This is a genomic window from Curtobacterium sp. 18060, from assembly GCF_902706105.1.
GTDB lineage: Bacteria > Actinomycetota > Actinomycetes > Actinomycetales > Microbacteriaceae > Curtobacterium.
The window spans coordinates 17,300-35,538 of record NZ_CACSJV010000036.1 but is presented as its reverse complement, the minus strand read 5'-3'; the positions used below and the strand labels follow the sequence as shown (position 1 = coordinate 35,538).

General features: G+C 70.2%; 20 protein-coding genes and 1 pseudogene. 15 read left to right on the top strand and 6 right to left on the bottom strand.

Annotation, left to right across the window (positions count from 1 at the left end; translation table 11 throughout):
- From GVL05_RS14700 to GVL05_RS14680, 5 genes and pseudogenes are all read left to right on the top strand, one after another.
- Positions 1-614: pseudogene (locus tag GVL05_RS14700) on the top strand (hypothetical protein); the annotation flags it as partial.
- A gap of 10 nt (positions 615-624) precedes the next feature.
- Positions 625-795 carry a hypothetical protein gene (locus tag GVL05_RS14695; protein ID WP_159573588.1) on the top strand — a complete coding sequence of 57 codons (171 nt, stop codon included), beginning with the start codon at positions 625-627 and terminating at the stop codon, positions 793-795.
- 455 nt (positions 796-1,250) lie between these two features.
- Complete coding sequence (locus GVL05_RS14690; RefSeq protein ID WP_159573587.1) at positions 1,251-1,931, top strand: hypothetical protein; 681 nt, start codon at positions 1,251-1,253, stop codon at positions 1,929-1,931.
- Between the two features lie 430 nt (positions 1,932-2,361).
- Positions 2,362-2,898 (top strand): VOC family protein, encoded by a 537-nt coding sequence (locus GVL05_RS14685; protein WP_159573586.1) that lies wholly within the window; start codon positions 2,362-2,364, stop codon positions 2,896-2,898.
- The gene (locus GVL05_RS14680; RefSeq protein WP_194672734.1) at positions 2,891-3,694 is read left to right on the top strand and encodes a MerR family transcriptional regulator; all 804 of its coding nucleotides are present in this window, start codon (positions 2,891-2,893) and stop codon (positions 3,692-3,694) included. The genes GVL05_RS14685 and GVL05_RS14680 overlap by 8 nt, the downstream gene beginning before the upstream one ends.
- Before the next feature lie 110 nt (positions 3,695-3,804).
- Here the strand turns inward: GVL05_RS14680 and GVL05_RS14675 are convergent, their stop codons facing one another.
- Both GVL05_RS14675 and GVL05_RS14670 read right to left on the bottom strand, forming a co-directional pair.
- A complete protein-coding gene (locus GVL05_RS14675; protein ID WP_131878050.1) occupies positions 3,805-4,461 on the bottom strand; it encodes a hypothetical protein in 657 nt (218 codons plus the stop codon).
- Complete coding sequence (locus GVL05_RS14670; RefSeq protein ID WP_159573584.1) at positions 4,458-6,197, bottom strand: CocE/NonD family hydrolase; 1,740 nt, start codon at positions 6,195-6,197, stop codon at positions 4,458-4,460. The genes GVL05_RS14675 and GVL05_RS14670 overlap by 4 nt, the downstream gene beginning before the upstream one ends.
- A gap of 116 nt (positions 6,198-6,313) precedes the next feature.
- On the opposite strand from GVL05_RS14670, the gene GVL05_RS14665 reads away from it, so the two are divergent.
- Positions 6,314-6,952, top strand: a complete 639-nt coding sequence (locus tag GVL05_RS14665) for a TetR family transcriptional regulator (RefSeq protein WP_123294477.1) — start codon at positions 6,314-6,316, stop codon at positions 6,950-6,952.
- Here GVL05_RS14665 and GVL05_RS14660 read toward each other — a convergent pair.
- Positions 6,918-7,856 carry an amidohydrolase family protein gene (locus tag GVL05_RS14660; RefSeq protein WP_159573583.1) on the bottom strand — a complete coding sequence of 313 codons (939 nt, stop codon included), beginning with the start codon at positions 7,854-7,856 and terminating at the stop codon, positions 6,918-6,920. The genes GVL05_RS14665 and GVL05_RS14660 overlap by 35 nt on opposite strands.
- A gap of 48 nt (positions 7,857-7,904) precedes the next feature.
- On the opposite strand from GVL05_RS14660, the gene GVL05_RS14655 reads away from it, so the two are divergent.
- Both GVL05_RS14655 and GVL05_RS14650 read left to right on the top strand, forming a co-directional pair.
- Positions 7,905-8,996 carry an amidohydrolase family protein gene (locus GVL05_RS14655; RefSeq protein WP_159573582.1) on the top strand — a complete coding sequence of 364 codons (1,092 nt, stop codon included), beginning with the start codon at positions 7,905-7,907 and terminating at the stop codon, positions 8,994-8,996.
- Complete coding sequence (locus GVL05_RS14650; protein WP_123294474.1) at positions 8,993-9,589, top strand: TetR-like C-terminal domain-containing protein; 597 nt, start codon at positions 8,993-8,995, stop codon at positions 9,587-9,589. The genes GVL05_RS14655 and GVL05_RS14650 overlap by 4 nt, the downstream gene beginning before the upstream one ends.
- Before the next feature lie 57 nt (positions 9,590-9,646).
- Here GVL05_RS14650 and GVL05_RS14645 read toward each other — a convergent pair whose 3' ends face one another.
- Positions 9,647-10,774: a LacI family DNA-binding transcriptional regulator gene (locus GVL05_RS14645; protein ID WP_200849238.1), complete on the bottom strand. Its 1,128-nt coding sequence runs from the start codon at positions 10,772-10,774 to the stop codon at positions 9,647-9,649.
- A 118-nt stretch (positions 10,775-10,892) separates the two neighbouring features.
- Here GVL05_RS14645 and GVL05_RS14640 point away from each other — a divergent pair, with 118 nt between their 5' ends.
- The 4 genes from GVL05_RS14640 (at position 10,893) to GVL05_RS14625 (ending at position 15,212) form a co-directional block, all read left to right on the top strand.
- The gene (locus GVL05_RS14640) at positions 10,893-12,278 is read left to right on the top strand and encodes an MFS transporter (RefSeq protein ID WP_235035998.1); all 1,386 of its coding nucleotides are present in this window, start codon (positions 10,893-10,895) and stop codon (positions 12,276-12,278) included.
- Between the two features lie 9 nt (positions 12,279-12,287).
- Entirely contained in the window at positions 12,288-12,983 is a 696-nt protein-coding gene (gene nucS / locus GVL05_RS14635; protein WP_111083752.1) for an endonuclease NucS, read from the top strand.
- 235 nt (positions 12,984-13,218) lie between these two features.
- Positions 13,219-13,875 carry an HAD hydrolase-like protein gene (locus GVL05_RS14630; protein ID WP_123294473.1) on the top strand — a complete coding sequence of 219 codons (657 nt, stop codon included), beginning with the start codon at positions 13,219-13,221 and terminating at the stop codon, positions 13,873-13,875.
- Positions 13,872-15,212: an MFS transporter gene (locus tag GVL05_RS14625; protein WP_327785644.1), complete on the top strand. Its 1,341-nt coding sequence runs from the start codon at positions 13,872-13,874 to the stop codon at positions 15,210-15,212. Before GVL05_RS14630 ends, GVL05_RS14625 begins: the two co-directional genes overlap by 4 nt.
- A gap of 116 nt (positions 15,213-15,328) precedes the next feature.
- Here the strand turns inward: GVL05_RS14625 and GVL05_RS14620 are convergent, their stop codons facing one another.
- Positions 15,329-16,162, bottom strand: a complete 834-nt coding sequence (locus GVL05_RS14620; RefSeq protein WP_159573581.1) for an NAD(P)H-binding protein — start codon at positions 16,160-16,162, stop codon at positions 15,329-15,331.
- A 37-nt stretch (positions 16,163-16,199) separates the two neighbouring features.
- Positions 16,200-16,838, bottom strand: a complete 639-nt coding sequence (locus GVL05_RS14615) for a nucleoside/nucleotide kinase family protein (RefSeq protein ID WP_159573580.1) — start codon at positions 16,836-16,838, stop codon at positions 16,200-16,202.
- A gap of 54 nt (positions 16,839-16,892) precedes the next feature.
- Here GVL05_RS14615 and GVL05_RS14610 point away from each other — a divergent pair, with 54 nt between their 5' ends.
- From GVL05_RS14610 to GVL05_RS14600, 3 genes are all read left to right on the top strand, one after another.
- Positions 16,893-17,261: a VOC family protein gene (locus GVL05_RS14610; RefSeq protein WP_159573579.1), complete on the top strand. Its 369-nt coding sequence runs from the start codon at positions 16,893-16,895 to the stop codon at positions 17,259-17,261.
- A gap of 76 nt (positions 17,262-17,337) precedes the next feature.
- Positions 17,338-17,526 carry a hypothetical protein gene (locus GVL05_RS14605; RefSeq protein ID WP_148053812.1) on the top strand — a complete coding sequence of 63 codons (189 nt, stop codon included), beginning with the start codon at positions 17,338-17,340 and terminating at the stop codon, positions 17,524-17,526.
- Entirely contained in the window at positions 17,523-18,239 is a 717-nt protein-coding gene (locus GVL05_RS14600) for a hypothetical protein (protein WP_235035997.1), read from the top strand. The genes GVL05_RS14605 and GVL05_RS14600 overlap by 4 nt, the downstream gene beginning before the upstream one ends.

Here is an 18,239-nt window from a genome sequence, read left to right as displayed (position 1 = left end):
CCCCGGCGGGCAACCGCGACCACATCGCGTCGGAACTCCTCCGGATAAGGCTTGGCCATGATCGACATCCTTCCACCGAGGACCAAGTCCTCAGAGGTCAGGAGTCAACCCAACCTGCAGCAGTCCCGTCCGTCGTCGGGGTGGTCGACGTGCCGTGGGCGAAAGACGCTGCCGGCGTCTCCGTCGCAACCCACTACGAAGTGAGCAAGGGCGACCTCGTGCAGGTGGTCGACCACAGTGCCGCACCGGTCACGTACCCGATCGTCGCGGACCCGAAAATCACCGCGGGCATCACGGGCACGCCCTACGGTCCGGGCGCCTACATCAACCTGACCGGAGCGGAGATGAAGGCGATCGCCACGGCCGCGACCGCGATCGCAGGGCTCAGCGCTGTCGCCATCTGCTCAGGCGCGACCAAGCTCCCAGCGGCACCCGCGAAGATCGCCGCGGTCCTCTGCACCGCTGCGGGAGGCGTGACGGTGAAGGAGATCTTCAAGAGCATCGCGAAGATCTACTCGAACAAGAAGTACGCCAGCAACTCCTGCTACCAGACCAAGATCGGCCCCGGTGGCGGGAAGCCCTTCGTGAAAACCGCCAAGAAGAACTGCAGTTAGGGTCCATTCGATGTTGTTGAAGTTCATCGCGGTACCGATCGTCGTCCTCGGCCTGATCGGCTTCCTCACCGACACCAGTTGGTGGTTGCTCGCCATCCTCGGGGCAGCCTCGGCGCTCGCACTCATCGCGGGTGACGCTCTGATCGCTCGCCGCAAGCGGCGTACGGCACGACGCCGATAGACACTGACGGCCAGGGAGAGCCCCAGCACCGCTCGGTGTGCTGGGGCTCTCCTTGCTGTGCCCCGTGCCACGAGCATGCGGAGGACCGCGCTCAAAATGCGGCAGACCAACGTGAACAGTCACACCTGATCGGTCGTGAGCTCGTCGACTCCGACGAGCTGCACAAACGTGGTCGCCACGGCGCCCGGTAGCGGATCCTCAATCGAGACGGGCTCCGACAAAATACACGACCCTCGAACAGGTTACATTTCCCACAACAAATATTACGATGCGGTAACGGGGTACGGGATCCCCATCCGTTCGCTGGAGGGCGCCGAATAGCTTGCATGAGCCGGGAAACACCCGGAGCGCTCACCAGCCGCACATTGCTGGTTCTCCACCCTGCACCAGGGTGTGTTCGGCGCGCACACAGCAGCCGCGCCGAGCGCGACACCTCAGCAAAGGAAACGATCACCATGCGCAAGAGCCTGAAGACCTCCATCACCCTCGCCACGACCGGCGCCCTCGTGCTCGGCGGTGCCGCGTTCGGCATCTCCTCCGCCCAGGCCTCGACCCCGGCGATCCACACGGTCTCGTCGTCGTCGTCGAAGATCCCCGCACCGGTCGCCTCGGTCCCCGAGGTCCTCGGTGGTTCCACCGCCGTGAAGCTCGACTCCGGCTTCACCGACGCCCTCACCGCCCTCAAGCTCACCCCCGGCGTCTCGGGAGATGCGACCCTGGCGGACGGGTCGGTGTCGTTCCCGATCACCGCCGGGTCGGTCACGTACTGGTCGCCGGACGGCGACTACAAGCCCTACGTGCAGGGCCTGCTCAACCACGACGACTCCGGCCTGACCCTGAAGGCCGGCGACACCACCGTCACGCTCGAGAACTTCGTCGTGAACCCGGGCTCCTCCAAGCTCTACGGTGACGTCCTGGTCAACGGCAAGGTCGCCGCGTCCAACGCGTTCCTGTTCGAGCTCTGGGGCGGTTCCCTCAAGCCCCTCCAGCTCGAGGGCGACAACGCCATCCTGACCGGCACCACCGTCCACGTCTCCGAAGACGCCGCCGGCCTGCTGAACAAGACCTTCGGCACCGACGCCGTCAAGCGCGGCCTCCTCGTCGGCACCGCCACCATCACCGCACAGATCAAGTAACACCCCACGTACTCCGGCTGTGCATGGCAGACCGGAACGGCCAACGCCCCGTCGCTCGCGACGGGGCGTTGCTCGTTTCCGAGGAGGGGAAGCAGGCGACGTCCGACGTGCCGCCAGTTACCTCGGCAATCGAGTTCGTTCACGGAGCGCGTGACCTGTGGCCCGCTCGTTCCAACGCACCCGCTCGCTCCCGTAGACACACTCGTGCTCTCCAGAGTGACCAAGGATCAGGTCACATCTCCACCTATCGAAGGTGCTCGGGCAGATCGTCGACATCGTGCAGCAGCATAGACACCACCACCGGCGCCCTCGTCTCACTGAACGATCGTTCTCCGGACGCGGGCCGCCAACTCGGTGAACCGGGCCAACAGGTTGGTCCCAGAGTTCCCCGATTTGACCCTCACGCCGCGTGAGGGCAGAACGTGGACCCATGAGCAGCTACTACAACGCCTTTGAGATGAGCCCGGTCCCCGCCCCCGGCCCTGACGTGGTCGCGCCTGAGCCGTTCCACGGGATCTACGGGATGCCGTCGTTCGTGACGATCCCGACAACCGACCTGGCCGCTTCCGTCGACTTCTGGACCCGCGGCCTGGGCTTCTTCGACCTGTTCAGCGTGCCGGGCCAGCTCGTGCACCTGCGCCGGTGGGCCTTTCAGGACGTCCTGCTGGTCCCAACCGCGTCCGCTCCGGATCAGGCGCCGGCGGTGAGCTTCAGCTTCGCGTGCGTCCTGAACCAGATCGACACCCTCGTCACCGCGTGCCGAGCCCACGACGCGGGCGTGGTGAGCGAGCCGCGGGACACGCCCTGGGGCACCCGCGATGCCGAGGTGATCACGCCGGAGAAGGTGCGAGTCGTCTTCACTGCCGCGAAACCCTTCGAGCCGACCAGCCAGACCGCCAAGAACCTCGAAGCGATCGGCATCACCGCACCTGACGCCGACGGCGAGAAGAATGGAGCGCATGCCTGATGACAGCGACGCCGTGGACCTGACTGTTGGTCAGGCCGCGGCGCGCCTGGGCGTGACGGTCCGGACGTTGCATCACTGGGACGAGATCGCCCTTGCGAGGCCGTCGTCACGGTCAGCTGCCGGGTACCGGCTCTATGCCGAAGACGACGTCGAGCGGCTGCGGCGCATCGTCGTCTACCGCGAGCTGGGGCTCGACCTGGAAGCCATTCGGAACGTTCTCGACGATCCGAGTGCGGCCGTTGTCATTGCGCTGCGCGCCCAGCAGTCCCAGCTTGCGGCGCGGATCGAGCATCTCAGCGCGCTGGGCGATGACCTGGCCCGGATGGCCGACGCCCACGAGCACGGGCTGCTCATGACCAATGAGGAGCAGACCGCGACGTTCGGGCCTGGATGGAATCCGCAGTGGCCGGCTGAGGCGCGGCAACTCTACGGCGATACGCCGGAGTGGCGGCACTACGCCGAACGCTCGGCGTCACGCACCGTGGACGACTGGCAGGCCGTCGCCGATGCGTCTGCGGCGCTTGATCAGGCCCTTGCCGACGCCATGGATGCTGGTGTCGAACCCGGCAGCCCGGCCGCGGACGCTCTCGTTGAACAGCACCGCGAGGTGTTCTCCGCCTACTTCCCGATCACCCGGCAGATGCAGGTCGTCCTCGGCCGCATGTACGAAGCCGATCCGGGGTACGCCGCACACTACGACGGCATCCGAGCCGGGCTCGCCTCATGGTTGCGTCGCATCATCGACGCCGGCGCACGCGCCCGCGGCATCGACCCCGACACCGCCACCTGGCAGTAGGACTCGCAGCTCACGGTCGCGCGCGGAGCGGCCGACGTCGACGTGGGAACGAACGCTGCCCTGAGCCACCGTCTCGATGACCGATGGGCTACCGGACTGCGCTGCTACGGTCACCGCTCGTTGGCGGCTCGGCGGATCCAGGTGCGGAACTCGACGGCGAAGTGCTCGAGGTGCTGCTCGATCACCGCCGGGGCGCAGGTCGCCGGCAGGGTGACGGACAGACGTGCGGTGAAGCCGTCCTGCTCCTCGTCGAAGGAGTTCGCGATCGAGCCGATCACCGTCCCGTCCGCCAACAGCATGTGCGACCGGCGACCGGCAGGCGCTTCTGCGGCGGGCAGCTCCTGCTCGACGACGGCACTGTCGTCCCAGGGGCGCATGAAGAACGAGCAGACGTACTCGTCGAGGGTCTCGACGATGTTCACGTTGCGCCCCGGCTCGGCGTGGATCCCGTAGTGCTCCGGGTGTCCGGCGAGCATGACGTCCTCGCGGGCGAACGCGGCGCCGAGCCACGCACCGAACTGCGCGGCACTGATGCCCCGTGCACGGAGCGTGGTCGTGCCGGTTGCCTGCTCGCCGCCGGAGCGTTCGAGGTGGGTGCGGAGGAACGCGTCACCCGCAGCGATCTCGTCCTCGAGCAGCTCGAGCAGTCGCTCGCGTCCCAGCTTCCGTTTCAGGAGCGCGAGCGCCCGGCGGGCGGAGAACAGCTCGAACCCGTCGATGGTCGAGTCGGTGTCCTCGCCGGCCAGGCGGACGGTCGCGCCGGTCACCGTGCGGCCCGGACGGGGAGCTGGAGGTACGAGGCCTGGTCGCCGCCGGTGTGCACGACGTGCCGCCCGGTGTTCGCGCCGACGTACTCGCGGATCGCCGGCATGAGCGTGCCGAGCAGGTTGCGGGAGCTCACGATGAACCGCAGCTGCTCGCCCGCGTGGAAGCGCAGTCCGACCGGGAACAGGTCGATCTCGATCTCGGCGACCTGCCCGGCAGCGAGCTTCTCGACGCGGTCGAACGAGTGCGCGGGGACGTCGTCGGTCGACAGGGCCTCGTCGAGGTGCCGGGCGGACACCCGGAGGCGTCCGTCGGAGCCCTTGTAGCGCAGGATCGTCGCGCCGTGGTCGGTGAGGTCGTGCGCCATCGCCGACTGGTTCGGCACAGTGAACGCCTGCAGCGGCGTTCCCCAGCGGTCGAGCTTCTGGACGAGGACGAACAGGTCCATGTCGTCGGCGCCCCGGGCCTCGACGAACAGGTGCGCCTTCGGGTACCCGACCAGGACGGTCTCCTCGTCGAAGCGGGTCAGGAACGAGACGGCGTCCGGGTTCGCGTCGACGGCGTAGGACGCTTCCGCAGGTGCCTCGGGCGCGGCCGTGGTCAGCGTTCGCGTCCGGGCGTCGAGGTGGTACTTCGTCGAGATGGCGTCCTGCGGCGGGAACGACTCAGCCGGCACGGCGACCTCGTCTCCGCCCTGCAGGTCGAGGACCGAGTACCGGACGGTCGGAGTGGTCTCCCACCCGTTGTCGGCGCCCTTGAGGAAGTGGTCGAAGAACCGGCGGAGGTCCTCGACGTTCGCCGGGTCGTAGTAGTCCGGCCACTCCTGGGTGTTGTGGATCCGGAGCCACTTCTCGTCGCTGGCGATCCGACGCCAGGCGCGGAAGGTCCCGGCGGTGTGCAGGGTGTTCGAGTAGCTCGCGACGACGTACGCCGGGACCTCGATCTGCGAGAAGTCAGGGATCTTCTGCTCCCACAGGTCGGTCATCAGCGGGTAGGCGTCGACCTCGGCGAGGATGTCCTCCTTCTGGCCCTTCCCGAAGAAGCTGCCGTCCTGCAGCTGCTGCGCGAACCCGGTGTCGGGCATGCCGCCGCGCATCACGAGGTCGCGGTAGACGTCGCTGACGCCCTCCCACGGGTTGATCGCGACGAGGTGCGGGGGCTGCTCGGCGGCGGTGAACCACTGCGACACGGCGAGGTAGCTCGTGCCGCTCATGCCGACCTTGCCGTCGCACCACTCTTGCTCGGCCAGCCACTCGATGACGTCGTACGCGTCGCGGCCCTCCTGCCGGTCCCAGAGCACGCTGTCGCCCTCGGAGTCGACCACGCCGCGGATGTCGACGTTGCAGATCGCGTAGCCGTGCTCGACCCAGTACGCCGGGTCCGGTGCCTCGAACTTCTCGAGTCCGGACACCGTGCTGTTCGGCAGCCCGACGAGCCCGAACACCCCCATGACGCTGAGCGACGTGCCCTGCGCCTTGCCGTACGGGCTCCATGCAACGATCACCGGTACCGGCTCGGTGCCGACCGGGCGGAACACGTCGACGTGGATGGTCGTGCCGTCGCGCAGCTGCATCGCGACGTCCTTGTCGAACACCGTGTCGACGGGCAGCGGCTTGAACTGCGGCGCGATCCGGAACCCGGTCTCGAGGGTTCGGGTGCCGGGCTCGAAGGGGGTGAGCACACCCGTGCGCGGCGCGGGCAGCGGGGTGGAGGGGACGGTCATCCTCTGGTCGGTCATCGTGTTCTCCTTCGTGCGGGAGTCCTCCGTGGGCTCTTCGTCGAGGCGAGCGTACGTCCGATCCGGCAAGAACTCAACGCGTGTTGAGAAACCCGTCAGCGGAGTAGATTGCGGGCATGGACGGAACGACGGAAGCAGCGACGACCTCCCGCGTGGGTCGCCGTCCCGGGGCGGCCAGCACCCGCACGACGGTCCTCGCGGCGGCGAGTGCGCGGTTCGCCAGCGACGGTTTCGCCGGCACGACGATCCGGGCCGTGGCGGCGGACGCCGGCGTCGACCCTTCGCAGGTGATGCAGTTCTTCGGGTCGAAGGCTGACCTGTTCGCAGCGGTAATGGCCGTTTCCCCGTCCGCGCTCCGGCGCTTCGACACGGCCTTCGAGGGTCCGGACGAGCATCTCGGCGAGCGTGTCGTCCGGGCGTTCCTACAGGCCTGGGAAGGCGCCCCGGAGGAGTCGGAACCGCTGATGGCGATGCTCCGAGGTGCGATGGTCAACGAGGACGCGACGGCGCAGCTGCGGGACTTCATCCAGGCCCGCCTCGTACACGGAGCCTCCGGCGCCGATCACGAGGACCGTGCGCTCCGGGCCGGGCTCGCCGCGGCCATGCTCGTCGGGATCATCACGAGCCGGCAGGTCTTCGGGGTCCCTGCCGTGCTCGCAGCCGACCACGACACCGTCGTCGCGATCGCCGGACCCGCGATCCAGAGCGTCCTCGCCGGAGTCAGTCGAGCAGACGCCGAGCGTTCCGGGTCGTGAGTTCCCGCCAACTCGTCGCGTCGTGCGGCGGCTCGGCATCGTCGAGCGCGGCGATCTGCGCGTCCACGCCCTGCGTCGGCGTCCAGCACGAGTCGCTGCCGTAGAGCAGCCGGTCCGTCCCGGCGACCTCGGCGAGGACTGGCACGTCGAGTGGGAACGGCGTGCCTGCCGTGTCGAACCAGAGCCGCCGCATCGCGTCCTTCCAGGGCATCGTGCCGGCGGTGGCGCCGAACAACTGCTGGAACAGGGCGATCCGGTCGGAGAGGACCGGCAGGGTCGCGCCCGAGTGCGGCACGATGACGCGCAGGTCCGGGTACCGGTCGAGGACGCCGGCGAACACCAGGTCGACGATGCTCCTGGTGCTGTCGAACATGAACTCCAGCATCGGGCGAGGACGCCCGAGGGCGGTGCGCTCCCACCCGACGGGCGAGGTCGGGTGCACGAAGACGGCCGCGCCGCGGGCGTCGAGCTCGGCCCAGAGCGGCTCCAACGCGGGATCTCCCAGGTACTGGCCGTGCGCGTTGGACTCGAGGACGACGCCGACCGCACCCGGTCCCTGCAACGTGCGCCGGGCCTCCAGGACCGCACTGTCGACATCCGGCACCGGGAGGGACGCGAAGTACGAGAACCGGTCCGGGTGCGCGGCCGCGATCGCGGCGGCTTCGTCGTTGAGTGTCCGCGCGAGCTCCGCGGCTCGGTCGTCGTCCCCGAAGTGCACTCCGGGCGACGAGATGGACAGGACCGCTCGGGCGATCCCGCGGCGGTCCATGTCACCGAGCTGGCCGGCGAGCGACCAGCTCGGCCAGGCGGGCATGCCGTCCGGCTGTTCGTACCCGGCTGCTCGGGCCGCTGCGACGTAGTCCGCGGTGACGAAGTGTGCGTGGACGTCGATCAGTTCGGACATCGATGGCTCCTCGTTGCGTGTAGTGAACGATTCTGTATCGTAGACCGCATGACCACGACCATTCGCAACGTCCGCACCAGCTCCGGCGGGGTGACCACAACCGAGGCTGTCGACGTCGAGTTCGACGAACACATCACCACGGTCCGTCCCGCGGGGACCGTCGCTCCAGCCGGCGGTCCGGTCGTCGACGGAACGGGGCAGTTCCTCGTCCCGGGCCTGATCGACACGCACGTCCACCTGGGCTCCCCGGCGGCGCTGTCGTCCGCAGTCCGAGCCGGCGTCACGACGATGGTCGACCTCGGGACACACCCGGACTCCCTCGTCGACGAGCAGCGAGGAGCACCGGGGGCACCGGGGCTCCTCAGCGCGGGCTCGGCCGCCTCGGCGCCGGGCAGCGCCCAGATCGCTCGGATGGGCTTCCCGGACGCGAGCGGCGTGAGCAGCGCAGCCGATGCCGAGCGGTACCTGGACTGGCGGGCCGCGAACGGGTCGGACCTGGTGAAGATCATCATCGAGGACCCCGACGCCACCGACGTCCCCGCGCTCGACGTCGCAACGATCACGGCCCTGGTCGACGGTGCACGCCGCCGGGGGCTCCGGACCGTGGCCCACGTCGTGACCGCCGCGTCGTTCGTCCGCGGGCTCGACACCGGGGTCGACATCCTCACGCACGCACCGCTCGACCGGCCGCTGCCGGGCGAGACCGTCCGTCGGATGGTCGACCAGGGCACCATCGCGTCACCGACCCTCGTCATGATGCGCGCGATGGCCCGCGCGCGGCTCGGGGACCGTGCCGACGCCGCATTCGAGAACGCCGTCGAGAGTGTGCGCCGGATGCACACCGCCGGTGTGCCAGTCGTCGCCGGCACGGACGCGAACGAGACCCCGTTCGCGCCGGTTCGCCACGGCGAGGCCCTCCACGAGGAGATGCTCCTCTTGCGGGACACCGGGATGACGAACGGCGCGGTACTGACCGCTGCCACGGACGGGGCAGCGGCGGCATTCGGTCTGCACGACCGCGGGCGTGTGGAAGTGGGGCTGCGTGCGGACCTCCTGCTCACGACCGGCGATCCCCTCGTCGACCCAGCCGTCCTCGCTCAGCCGGGCGCTGTGTGGGTCGGTGGGACACTCATCTCGTGAACGCTCCCGTCCGGCGGCGCGGTGCTGACCTCGAGCACGCGATCTTCGCCGCCACACTCGAACAGCTGGCTGACCACGGCATGGCGGGCCTCACCTTCGAGAACGTCGCCGCGGCAGCCGGTGCGGGCAAGGCCTCGCTCTACCGGCGCTGGACCGATCCGGAGCAGCTCGTCCTCGCTGCCCTCGCCTGGACCGAAGACACCGCGGAGCGGAGCGATCACCCCGGGGGGACCCGACTCCAGCCGGTCGGTGACCTCCGCGACGAACTCATCGCGTTCCTGTCCGATCTCGCGGACGGGCTCACCACCCCCGTCGGACGGGTCCTCGCACCACTTCTCCTGGAGCGAGAGCGACGACCCGAGATGTGGCAGCGCATCGTCGCACTGCTCATCGAGCCGCGCCAACGCCTCGTGACCGAAGCATTCGGACGCGCCGCGGCCCGTGGCGAGATCCCCTCGAGCGCTGTCAGCCCATCACGCGTCAGCGCTGGTGCCGCACTCGTGCTCGCCCGTCACCTCACCACTGGCCCGCTGTCCCGCGACGACATCGTCGAGGTCGTCGATGACGTCGTACTTCCCGCCCTGTCGCGGTGATCGTCGCGAAGTTGCGCTGACCGACTCGTAGGGGTGTGGCGGAATCCGGGGGTGGGATCAGCGCACAGCCGGCGGCGGCCCCGTCGTGTCCCCCACCCGCAACTCCGAGATGAACGACGCCGGCTGCGGCTCCGCCCCCTCGAGCATCGCCAGCGCAGCACGAGCGGCAGCCTGGCCCTTCTGCACGAACGGCTGCACGAGCGTGGTCAGGTGCCGGATCGGCGTGCGGTGCAACAGGCTGTCGTCCACCGTGATGCCGTCGAACCCGACGACGCTGACGTCCTCGGGCACCCGCAGCCCGGCGTCGAGGGCAGCCGAGATCACCCCGACGGCGATCAGGTCGCTCTGGGCGATGACGGCGGTGGGGCGAGGGCCATCGGCAGCGAACAGCTCCACGCCTGCCAGGCGTCCTTCTTCCACCGAGCTCCCCGCCGTCTCGACCGCCACGGCGGAGGGGTAGACCTCGCGCACGCCCCGCAGTCGCTCCAGCGTCGTGAACGCGATGCCCGACGCGAACCGGTCGTCGTCGACCGGCCCCCGCCGACGAGCAGCGTCGAGCGGCAGCGTCACCACCGTGACGTCGGCGTGCCCGAGGTCCTGCAGGTACGCAGCAGCACGGCGCGAGGCATCCCGGTTGTCGAGCTGAACAGGGACGGCACCCTCGATCTCGTCCGCCTCGATCGCGACGACGGGGATCTGCCGGCGCCGCAGCACCGCCACGGCCGGGTCGATCCGGACGTTGCACCCGACGAGCACGACGGCGTCCATCGGGGCATCGACGAGGGGGCCGGCTCCCTGTTCGTCATCGAGCGGACTCCGGACCAGCAAGAGCGAAGCGCCCGCAGCCCCGGCGACCTCGGCGATGCCGTCGAGCGTCAGGACGTTGACGGGGTCACGGAAGGCATCGCTCAGACGCTCGTCCATGACGACACCGATGACGCCCGAACGCCCTCGGCGGAGCGAACGCGCACGGGGGTCGGGGCCGCCGTAGCCGAGCTCTGCGGCGGCGGCGAGGACTCGGGCCTTGGCGTCCTCGGACACCGGGCCGCTGCCGCTGAACGCGAGCGAGGCCGTCGACGGCGCGACACCGGCGGCGCGGGCGACCGCGGCCAGCGTCGGGCGCGACGGACGGGTGCCGCCGCCGCGGGAAGGCGACGCGCCGAGTGCTGTTGCCGGTTCGTCCATCGCCGGTTAGCGTAGCGGGAACAAGCGGTCGAATCGATTCGATAGCGGCCGACTCCGAACAAAACGCGCAGCGCGACCCGCACCACGACCACCAGCAACGAAGCACGATGGGACCACCATGACGACGCCGTCCACCCGCACCGTTCCGACCACCAGGGCCTGGATCATCGCGGTGTTCGTGGTGTTCACCCTGTCCGGGCTCGACATCGCGACGTGGCTCGGCCGGATCCCGAGCGTCCGCGACTCCCTCGGCGCGAGCACGTTCGAGATGGGTCTGCTCGTCCTGGGTATGGCCGTCGGTTCGATCGGCGGCCTGACCTTCGCCGGCCACATCGTCGCCAAGCTCGGCGCACGCCGCGGGATCCAGATCGCCGCCGCCTGTCTGGCACTCGGCATGGTCTTCGCCGGCATCGCGGTCACGCTCGGGTGGGGCTTCGCCGCCATCTGGATCGCCCTGATCGCCTTCGGGTTCGGCAACGGCCTGTGCGACGTGTCGATGAACGTCTCGGGCGCCGCAGCCGAGAAGGCCGGTGGGCGCACGATCATGCCCCTGTTCCACGCCGCGTTCAGCCTCGGCACGCTGGCGGGCGCCGGGCTCGGTGCCCTGGCCGAGCGGCTCGAGATCCCCGTCTCCGTGCACTTCATCGTGCTGGTCGTCATCACGAGCGCCGCGATGCTCGTCGCCGTCACGAAGTTCCAGGACGAGCACCGCTTCGCCGAGCAGGTCTCCACCGACACCAGTCCGGTCGCGACGCCGCTCACCCGCATGCAGGTCTGGGCGCAGCCGTCCACGATCCTCATCGGTGTGATCGTGCTCGGCATGGCCCTGGCCGAGGGCTCCGCGAACGACTGGCTGCCGCTCGCGATGATCGACGGCCACGGGCTCGACAACGCCGCCGGCGCTGGGGTGCTCACCGTGTTCCTCGCCGCGATGACCGTCGGCCGCGTCGCCGGCAGCCCCCTCATCGACAAGTTCGGGCGCGTCCCGATCCTGCGCATCAGCGCCGCCGTCGCGGTGGTCGGCCTCGGCATGCTCATCTTCATCGACAACGTGCCGCTCGCGATCGTGGGCGTCGTGCTCTGGGGCCTCGGTGCCAGCCTCGGTTTCCCGATGGGCATGTCGGCCGCCGCCGACGACCCCCGCACCGCAGCCGCGAAGGTCAGCGCCGTCGCCACCATCGGGTACGTGGCGTTCCTGGCCGGTCCTCCGCTCATCGGGTTCCTCGGCGAGCACGTCGGACTGCTCGGTGCGCTCCTGGTCGTCTTCGTGTTCATCATCGCGGCGGGACTCGCGTCGGGTGCTGCCCGTGAGACCGGCGCCGCCGCCAGGCCGACCCGCGGGGGCGGCGACGGACACGGCGGGGGCGAGCCGCGCCTCCCGGCCGGCAGCGCCGACAACGCCGACAACGCGACGAGCGCTGCCAACACGACGAACGCTGCCGACGCAACCAGCACTGCTGACGCGACGAGCGCGCCGTCCGGGTCGGGACGCGACGCCCGTTAGGCTTCCCGGGTGCGTCTCGTCATCGCCCGCTGCTCCGTCGACTACGCCGGACGGCTCTCAGCCCACCTGCCGCTCGCGACCCGTCTGCTCATGCTCAAGGCGGACGGCTCACTGCTCGTGCACTCCGACGGTGGCAGCTACAAGCCGCTGAACTGGATGAGCCCGCCGTGCTCGATCGAGATGAGCGAGCCGGACGAGGAGCAGACCGTCGGTGGCATCACCGAGGTCTGGACGGTGACGCAGAAGAAGACCCAGGACCGCCTGATCGTGTCCATCCACGAGGTCATCGCGGACCAGACCCACGACCTCGGCGTCGACCCGGGTCTGGTGAAGGACGGGGTCGAGGCGCACCTGCAGCAGCTCCTCGCGGAGCAGATCGAACTGCTCGGCGACGGCCACACGCTGGTCCGCCGCGAGTACATGACCGCCATCGGGCCGGTCGACATCCTGGCGCGCGACGACGCCGGGGCGAGCGTCGCGGTCGAGATGAAGCGGAACGCCAACATCGACGCGGTCGAGCAGCTCACGCGCTACCTCGAACTCATGAACCGCGATCCGCACCTGCGGCCGGTGCAGGGCGTGCTGGCGGCGCAGACGGTGGCGCCGCAGGCGCGCACCCTCGCCGAGGACCGCGGCATCCGCGTCCTCGTGCTCGACTACGACGCGATGCGCGGCATCGAGGGCGGGCACACCCGCCTGTTCTGAGTGCGGAGCGGCGCGTGCGTGTTGGTGCGTTGCCGCCGGAACCAGGTTCCGGACACGGAACCGCGGAATCGCGTGGTGCTGTGTCCGGAACCTGGTTCCGCCCGACGGCCCGACCGCCCGACCGCCGCCCGCGCCCGACCGCCGCCGCCCGACCGGGAGGCCCGGCGCACGTCCGCCTCGTCGCGCGCGGCACCAGGGTGGTCCCGTCGACCGCCGCCGGTAGGGTGGGCAGGACATGACCAGCCCGTTCTCCGCCATCCTGTTCGACCTCGACGGCACCATCAGCGACTCCGCGCCGGGCATCCTCGAGAGCCTGACGCACACCTTCCGCACCGTGGGCGTCCCGGTGCCCGACCACGACACCCTGATGTCGTTCGTCGGCCCGCCGATCATGGACACGTTCCGGGTCGCGATGGGCATGGACGAGGCGCAGGCGGAGCACACCCTCGCCGTGTACCGCGAGCACTACTTCTCGCACGGCGCCCTCGACTCGACGATGTTCCCCGGCATCGACGTCGTGCTCCGGACGCTGCACGACGCGGGGCTGCCGATCTCGACCGCGACGAGCAAGCCCGAGACGCCGGCGACGTACATCCTCGAGCACTACGGGCTCACCGGGGACATCGACATCATCACGGGCGCCAGCGACGACGAGGTCCGGTCGAGCAAGGCCGACGTCGTCGAGGAAGCGCTGCGCCGCCTCGACGCCCGCGGGTTCGACATCAGCCGCCCGGTGCTCATCGGCGACCGGGTGCACGACGTCGAGGGCGCCACGGTGCACGGCGTCCCGGTGGTCTTCGCCGAGTGGGGGTACGGCTCCCCCGCCGAGGCCGAGGGCACCATCGCCACGGCCGCCACCCCGCTGGACCTGCTCCCGATCCTGCTGCCGTGACGGACGGGACCGACGCGACCGGCGGGACCGACGCGACGAGCGGGCACGGCCGGACCGGCGCGACGCGGCAGGGGCTGCGTGCCGCCGCGTGGGTACTGCCCGCCGCCATCGTCCTCATCGCACTGAACTTCCGCGGGCCGATCGTCGCGACGGCCCCGGTCATCGGCGACGTCCGGCTCGACCTCGGCCTGACGTCCACGATCGCCGGGCTGCTGACGACGATCCCCGTGCTCTGCTTCGCCCTGGCGACGCCGTTCGCCAGCTGGGTCATCGCGAAGGCCGACCCCGAGCGTGCGGTGTCCCTGTCGCTCGTCATCGTGCTCGCCGGCACCGTGGTGCGCTCGATGCCGTCGTCCGCCGCACTGCTCATCGGCACCGCGGTGATCGGCATCGGCATCACGATCGGCAACGTGGTGATCCCCGTCGTCATCCGGCGGGACACCTCGCCGGAGCGTGTCGGCCTGGTCACCGGCGTCTACACGTCGGCGCTCAACGTCGGGTCGATGATCACCTCACTCGCGACCGCTCCCCTGGCGGCGCTGTGGGGTTGGCCCGTCGCGATCGCCGTGTGGGCGGTCTTCGCGGTCATCGCCGGGTTCGCCTGGACGTACGCAGTGGGTGCCCGGGCCGCGTGGCGCCGCCCCGTGCGCTCCGACGACGACGAGCCCCTGCCGATCACCGGTCCGATCGACCAGGTGCTCGACACCGGGGCGATCCGGACGATCCGCGCCGACCGGGCCGCGGCGGCCGCTGCTGCCACCGCCGCCGAGCCGGTCCGTCCCGCACGACGACTCATCACGTGGGGGCTCACGCTGGCCTTCGGTGGCCAGGCGTTCTCGTACTACGCCCTGACCGCCTGGATCCCGACCCTGCTGCACGACGAGATCGGGTTCTCGAAGGCGTCGTCCGGGGCGAGCTCGTCGGTGTTCCAGATCCTGGCCGTGGTCGGTGCGCTCGGGGTCCCGCTGCTCGCGGCGAAGTGGCGGCCGCGGGCGATCATCGCGCTCGTCGCGTTCCTGTGGCTGGCGATGCCACTCGGGCTGCTGTTCGCCCCGCAGCTCTGGTTGCTGTGGTCGGTGCTCGGCGGCGCGGCCCAGGGCGGCGGCATCACCGTGATCTTCATCGTGATCGTGCGGATCGTGTCGAGCGACGCCGATGCCCGTCGGATGTCCGCGTTCGTGCAGGGCGGCGGGTACCTGATCGGCTCGGCCGGGCCGCTCGTCGCCGGGGCGCTGCACGGTGCGACCGGGGACTGGACGGCACCGCTGCTCGTCGTGCTCGTGTCGGTGCTGACGCTCGGGGTCGTCGGCACGATCGCCGCGCGCCGCGTGTCCTGAGCGGCGCTGCTTGTTCGCCCGCTGCGCTGCGCTTCGTGAGCAGAAATGGTCGGGTCGCCGCACCTGACCCGACCATTTCTGCTCACGAAGTCCCGCCCGCGCCCCGCCCGCGCCCACTACCGCGCGGCGAGCACCTCGCGCAGCGACATCGGCGCCCTGCCCGTGATCCGCTCGACGTCGCCGGACACGTGCGCGAGAGCCCCCTCGGCGATGGCCGTGTAGGTGCTCACCCACGCATCGGCCTGCCACGGCTCGGGGTTCCACTGCGCACGAGACGCGTACGCCTCGTCCAGCGTCTCCGGGTGGTACGTCACCGTGCGGCCACGCACCTCGGTCACCACCGCGGCGGCTTCGGCGAGCGTGAACGCCGCCGGCCCGGTCAGCTCGTACGTGCGGTCCACGTGCGCACCCGGGTCCCGCAGCACGGCCGTCGCGACCCGTGCGACGTCCGCACGGGCGACCGCCGCCATGGCGCCGTCGCCTGCCGGCCCGCGGATCACGCCGTCCTCGCCGACCAGGTCCTCGACGAAGTCCAGGTAGAAGCTGTCCCGCAGGAACGTGTACGCCGTGTCGGTCGCGCGGATCGCCTGCTCGGTCGCCCAGTGGTCGCGCCCGAGGGTGAAGGTCGCGTCCTCGGCCGCGCCGAGGAACGACGTGTAGACGACGTGCCGCACACCGGCCCCGGCAGCTGCTGCGACGAAGGTGCGGTGCTGGTCGAGCCGGTCCTCGGCCTCGGCCGCCGACACCATCAGGAGCACGTCGACCCCCTCGAGCGCCGCCCGGCTGGCGTCGGCGTCGGCGAACGTCGCGACCGTGACCTCGGCGCCGGGCAGCTCCGGCGCGCGCGCTGCGTCGCGCACGATCATCCGGAACGGCACGCCGTCCGCGGCGAGCGCGCGTGCGACGGCGCCCCCGATGTTGCCGGTCGCTCCGGTGATGGCGATGGTCATGGTCGCTCCTTCGATCGGTGTCGCGTCGTTCTGATGGTCACGTCCGCACCGTCCTGGAGGCACGGATCACCGTGGGCGCGACCCTCGCCGCGTTCACGCCGTCGACCTCCACCGCCCATGCGCGCGCGGCGTCGTGGTCGCGTCCGTGACGCATGTGCCGACCGACCAGGCGGTCGACCCGGACCCCGTCGTCGACGGCGCAGAACCAGGTATCGGTGAACAGGTCGCCGAGCGCTGCCCACGGTTCGGCATCGTCGAGCAGGTAGTTCCCCTCGGAGACCACGAGCCGGGCGGTCGGCGGGAGGGCGATGCTGCCGGCGACGGGCTCGTCGATGCGGCGGTCGAAGTCCGGCGCCCACACGGTGGTGTCGGCAGCGACGAGTCGTCGGACCAGGGCGACGTAGCCGTCGGCGTCGAACGTGTCGACGGCGCCCTTGCGGTCGTGCCGGCCGAGGGCGTCGAGCGCCGCGTTCGACAGGTGGAAGCCGTCCATCGGCACCTGCACCGCCGTGCCGGCCCCGAGTCGCTCGTCGACGGCGGCGACCACGCGGCGGGCCAGGGTCGACTTGCCGGCACCGGGAGCACCCGCGATGCCGAGCACTGCCCGGGGACCCGCCGAGGCCAGCTCGACCGCACGCTCGACGGCGTCGTCGACGCTGCTGTCCGGGTGGCTCACGGCCCCATCCTGGCAGAGCGCGCCGACACCGGACCGGGGTGGTTCACTGGCGGCATGGTCGATGCGACGAAGGCGTTCAGCGGGTTCTCGGTACGGGACGTCCCGGAGGCGAAGGAGTTCTACCAGGACGTCCTGGGGGTCGAGGTCTCCGAGGACCACGGCATGCTCTTCCTGCAGCTCGGCGACGGCCACGGTGTCCTCGTGTACCCGAAGGGCCCTGCGCACGAGCCCGCGGCCTTCACGGTGCTGAACTTCCCCGTGCCGGACGTCGACGCCGCGGTGGACGAGCTCACCACGAAGGGCGTCACGTTCCTGCAGTACGAGGGGATGACCGACGAGAAGGGCGTGAACCGCAAGGGCGGCCCGCTCATCGCCTGGTTCACCGACCCGTCGGGCAACGTCCTGAGCGTCGTCGCCGAGTGAACATGTTGTATTCAGAAAGTTCGCGCCGGCCCCACTGACCGCCCTACCGTCGTCCCACACCGACGAGAGGACGGCCATGACCGCTGTGGTGGGACGACACTGGACCCGCGAGGAACTCCTCATCGAACGCGCGCGGGTCCGGGCGCAGTGGGACCTCGATGAACGAGAGTTCGCGCCGACCGAGCAGTGGCGCGATCTCTTCATCGACGAGTTTCTGGCACAGGACTGGCTCGACAGCATCTCCTTCCTGCTGGGCGAGCGATGACCGGCAGTGCGGAGTCAGCGGCGCAACAGCAGATGGAACTCGCGCAGGCTCTCCTGGACGCTTGCCTGCCCGGACACGGGGCGCGAGTCGACTACGACCTCGACGTGCCGAGCGGGACGATCGTCATCCAGCCTGCTCCAGAGGCAGGAAGCACCCCGCGAGTCAGTCTGACGGTCGGAGGCGTCCACACCGCCGACGTCACGCTGTCGATGCGGTTTCGCTGGTTCGACCACCTCGACGCGCTCGAGGTGAACGAGAGCCGGTTCACCCTGTTCCTCGCAGACGACCGGCAACCGCTGGTCCGTTTCGAGTTCCAAGAAGCGTTGACCGCCACCCCGCAGTCGCACTGGCACCTGCACGCCGAGCGCGGCGCGTTCAGTGCATTGCTGGCCAGGGCGGGCGACAACGGATCAGGGCGTCGCGACGCCGCTCGGTTGTCCTCGCTGCACTTCCCGCTCGGCGGCCCGCACTTCCGACCGAGTCTCGCCGACGTGGTCGAGTTCGTCATCGTCGAGTGCGGCGTCGATTCGCTCCCGACCTGGCGGTCAGCGGTGCACGAGTTCCGGAAGCAATGGCGCCGAGGCGAAGCGGCCGCGACTGCTCGTCAGTTCCCCGCCGAGACCGCCGGGGCACTCCGCGCACTCGGGTGGTCCGTCCAGCCGCCGGCACCCGCTGAGATCCCGGCGCAGTTCGCGACGCTGGCCGCCGGATGA

Bases quoted from the DNA above. Each gene is read 5' to 3' on its own strand.
- GVL05_RS14695 (WP_159573588.1), top strand. From the start codon at position 625: ATGTTGTTGAAGTTCATCGCGGTACCGATCGTCGTCCTCGGCCTGATC.
- GVL05_RS14690 (WP_159573587.1), top strand. From the start codon at position 1,251: ATGCGCAAGAGCCTGAAGACCTCCATCACCCTCGCCACGACCGGCGCC.
- GVL05_RS14685 (WP_159573586.1), top strand. From the start codon at position 2,362: ATGAGCAGCTACTACAACGCCTTTGAGATGAGCCCGGTCCCCGCCCCC.
- GVL05_RS14680 (WP_194672734.1), top strand. From the start codon at position 2,891: ATGCCTGATGACAGCGACGCCGTGGACCTGACTGTTGGTCAGGCCGCG.
- GVL05_RS14670 (WP_159573584.1), bottom strand. From the start codon at position 6,197: ATGACCGACCAGAGGATGACCGTCCCCTCCACCCCGCTGCCCGCGCCG.
- GVL05_RS14665 (WP_123294477.1), top strand. From the start codon at position 6,314: ATGGACGGAACGACGGAAGCAGCGACGACCTCCCGCGTGGGTCGCCGT.
- GVL05_RS14660 (WP_159573583.1), bottom strand. From the start codon at position 7,856: ATGTCCGAACTGATCGACGTCCACGCACACTTCGTCACCGCGGACTAC.
- GVL05_RS14655 (WP_159573582.1), top strand. From the start codon at position 7,905: ATGACCACGACCATTCGCAACGTCCGCACCAGCTCCGGCGGGGTGACC.
- GVL05_RS14645 (WP_200849238.1), bottom strand. From the start codon at position 10,774: ATGGACGAACCGGCAACAGCACTCGGCGCGTCGCCTTCCCGCGGCGGC.
- GVL05_RS14640 (WP_235035998.1), top strand. From the start codon at position 10,893: ATGACGACGCCGTCCACCCGCACCGTTCCGACCACCAGGGCCTGGATC.
- GVL05_RS14630 (WP_123294473.1), top strand. From the start codon at position 13,219: ATGACCAGCCCGTTCTCCGCCATCCTGTTCGACCTCGACGGCACCATC.
- GVL05_RS14620 (WP_159573581.1), bottom strand. From the start codon at position 16,162: ATGACCATCGCCATCACCGGAGCGACCGGCAACATCGGGGGCGCCGTC.
- GVL05_RS14610 (WP_159573579.1), top strand. From the start codon at position 16,893: ATGGTCGATGCGACGAAGGCGTTCAGCGGGTTCTCGGTACGGGACGTC.
- GVL05_RS14605 (WP_148053812.1), top strand. From the start codon at position 17,338: ATGACCGCTGTGGTGGGACGACACTGGACCCGCGAGGAACTCCTCATC.
- GVL05_RS14600 (WP_235035997.1), top strand. From the start codon at position 17,523: ATGACCGGCAGTGCGGAGTCAGCGGCGCAACAGCAGATGGAACTCGCG.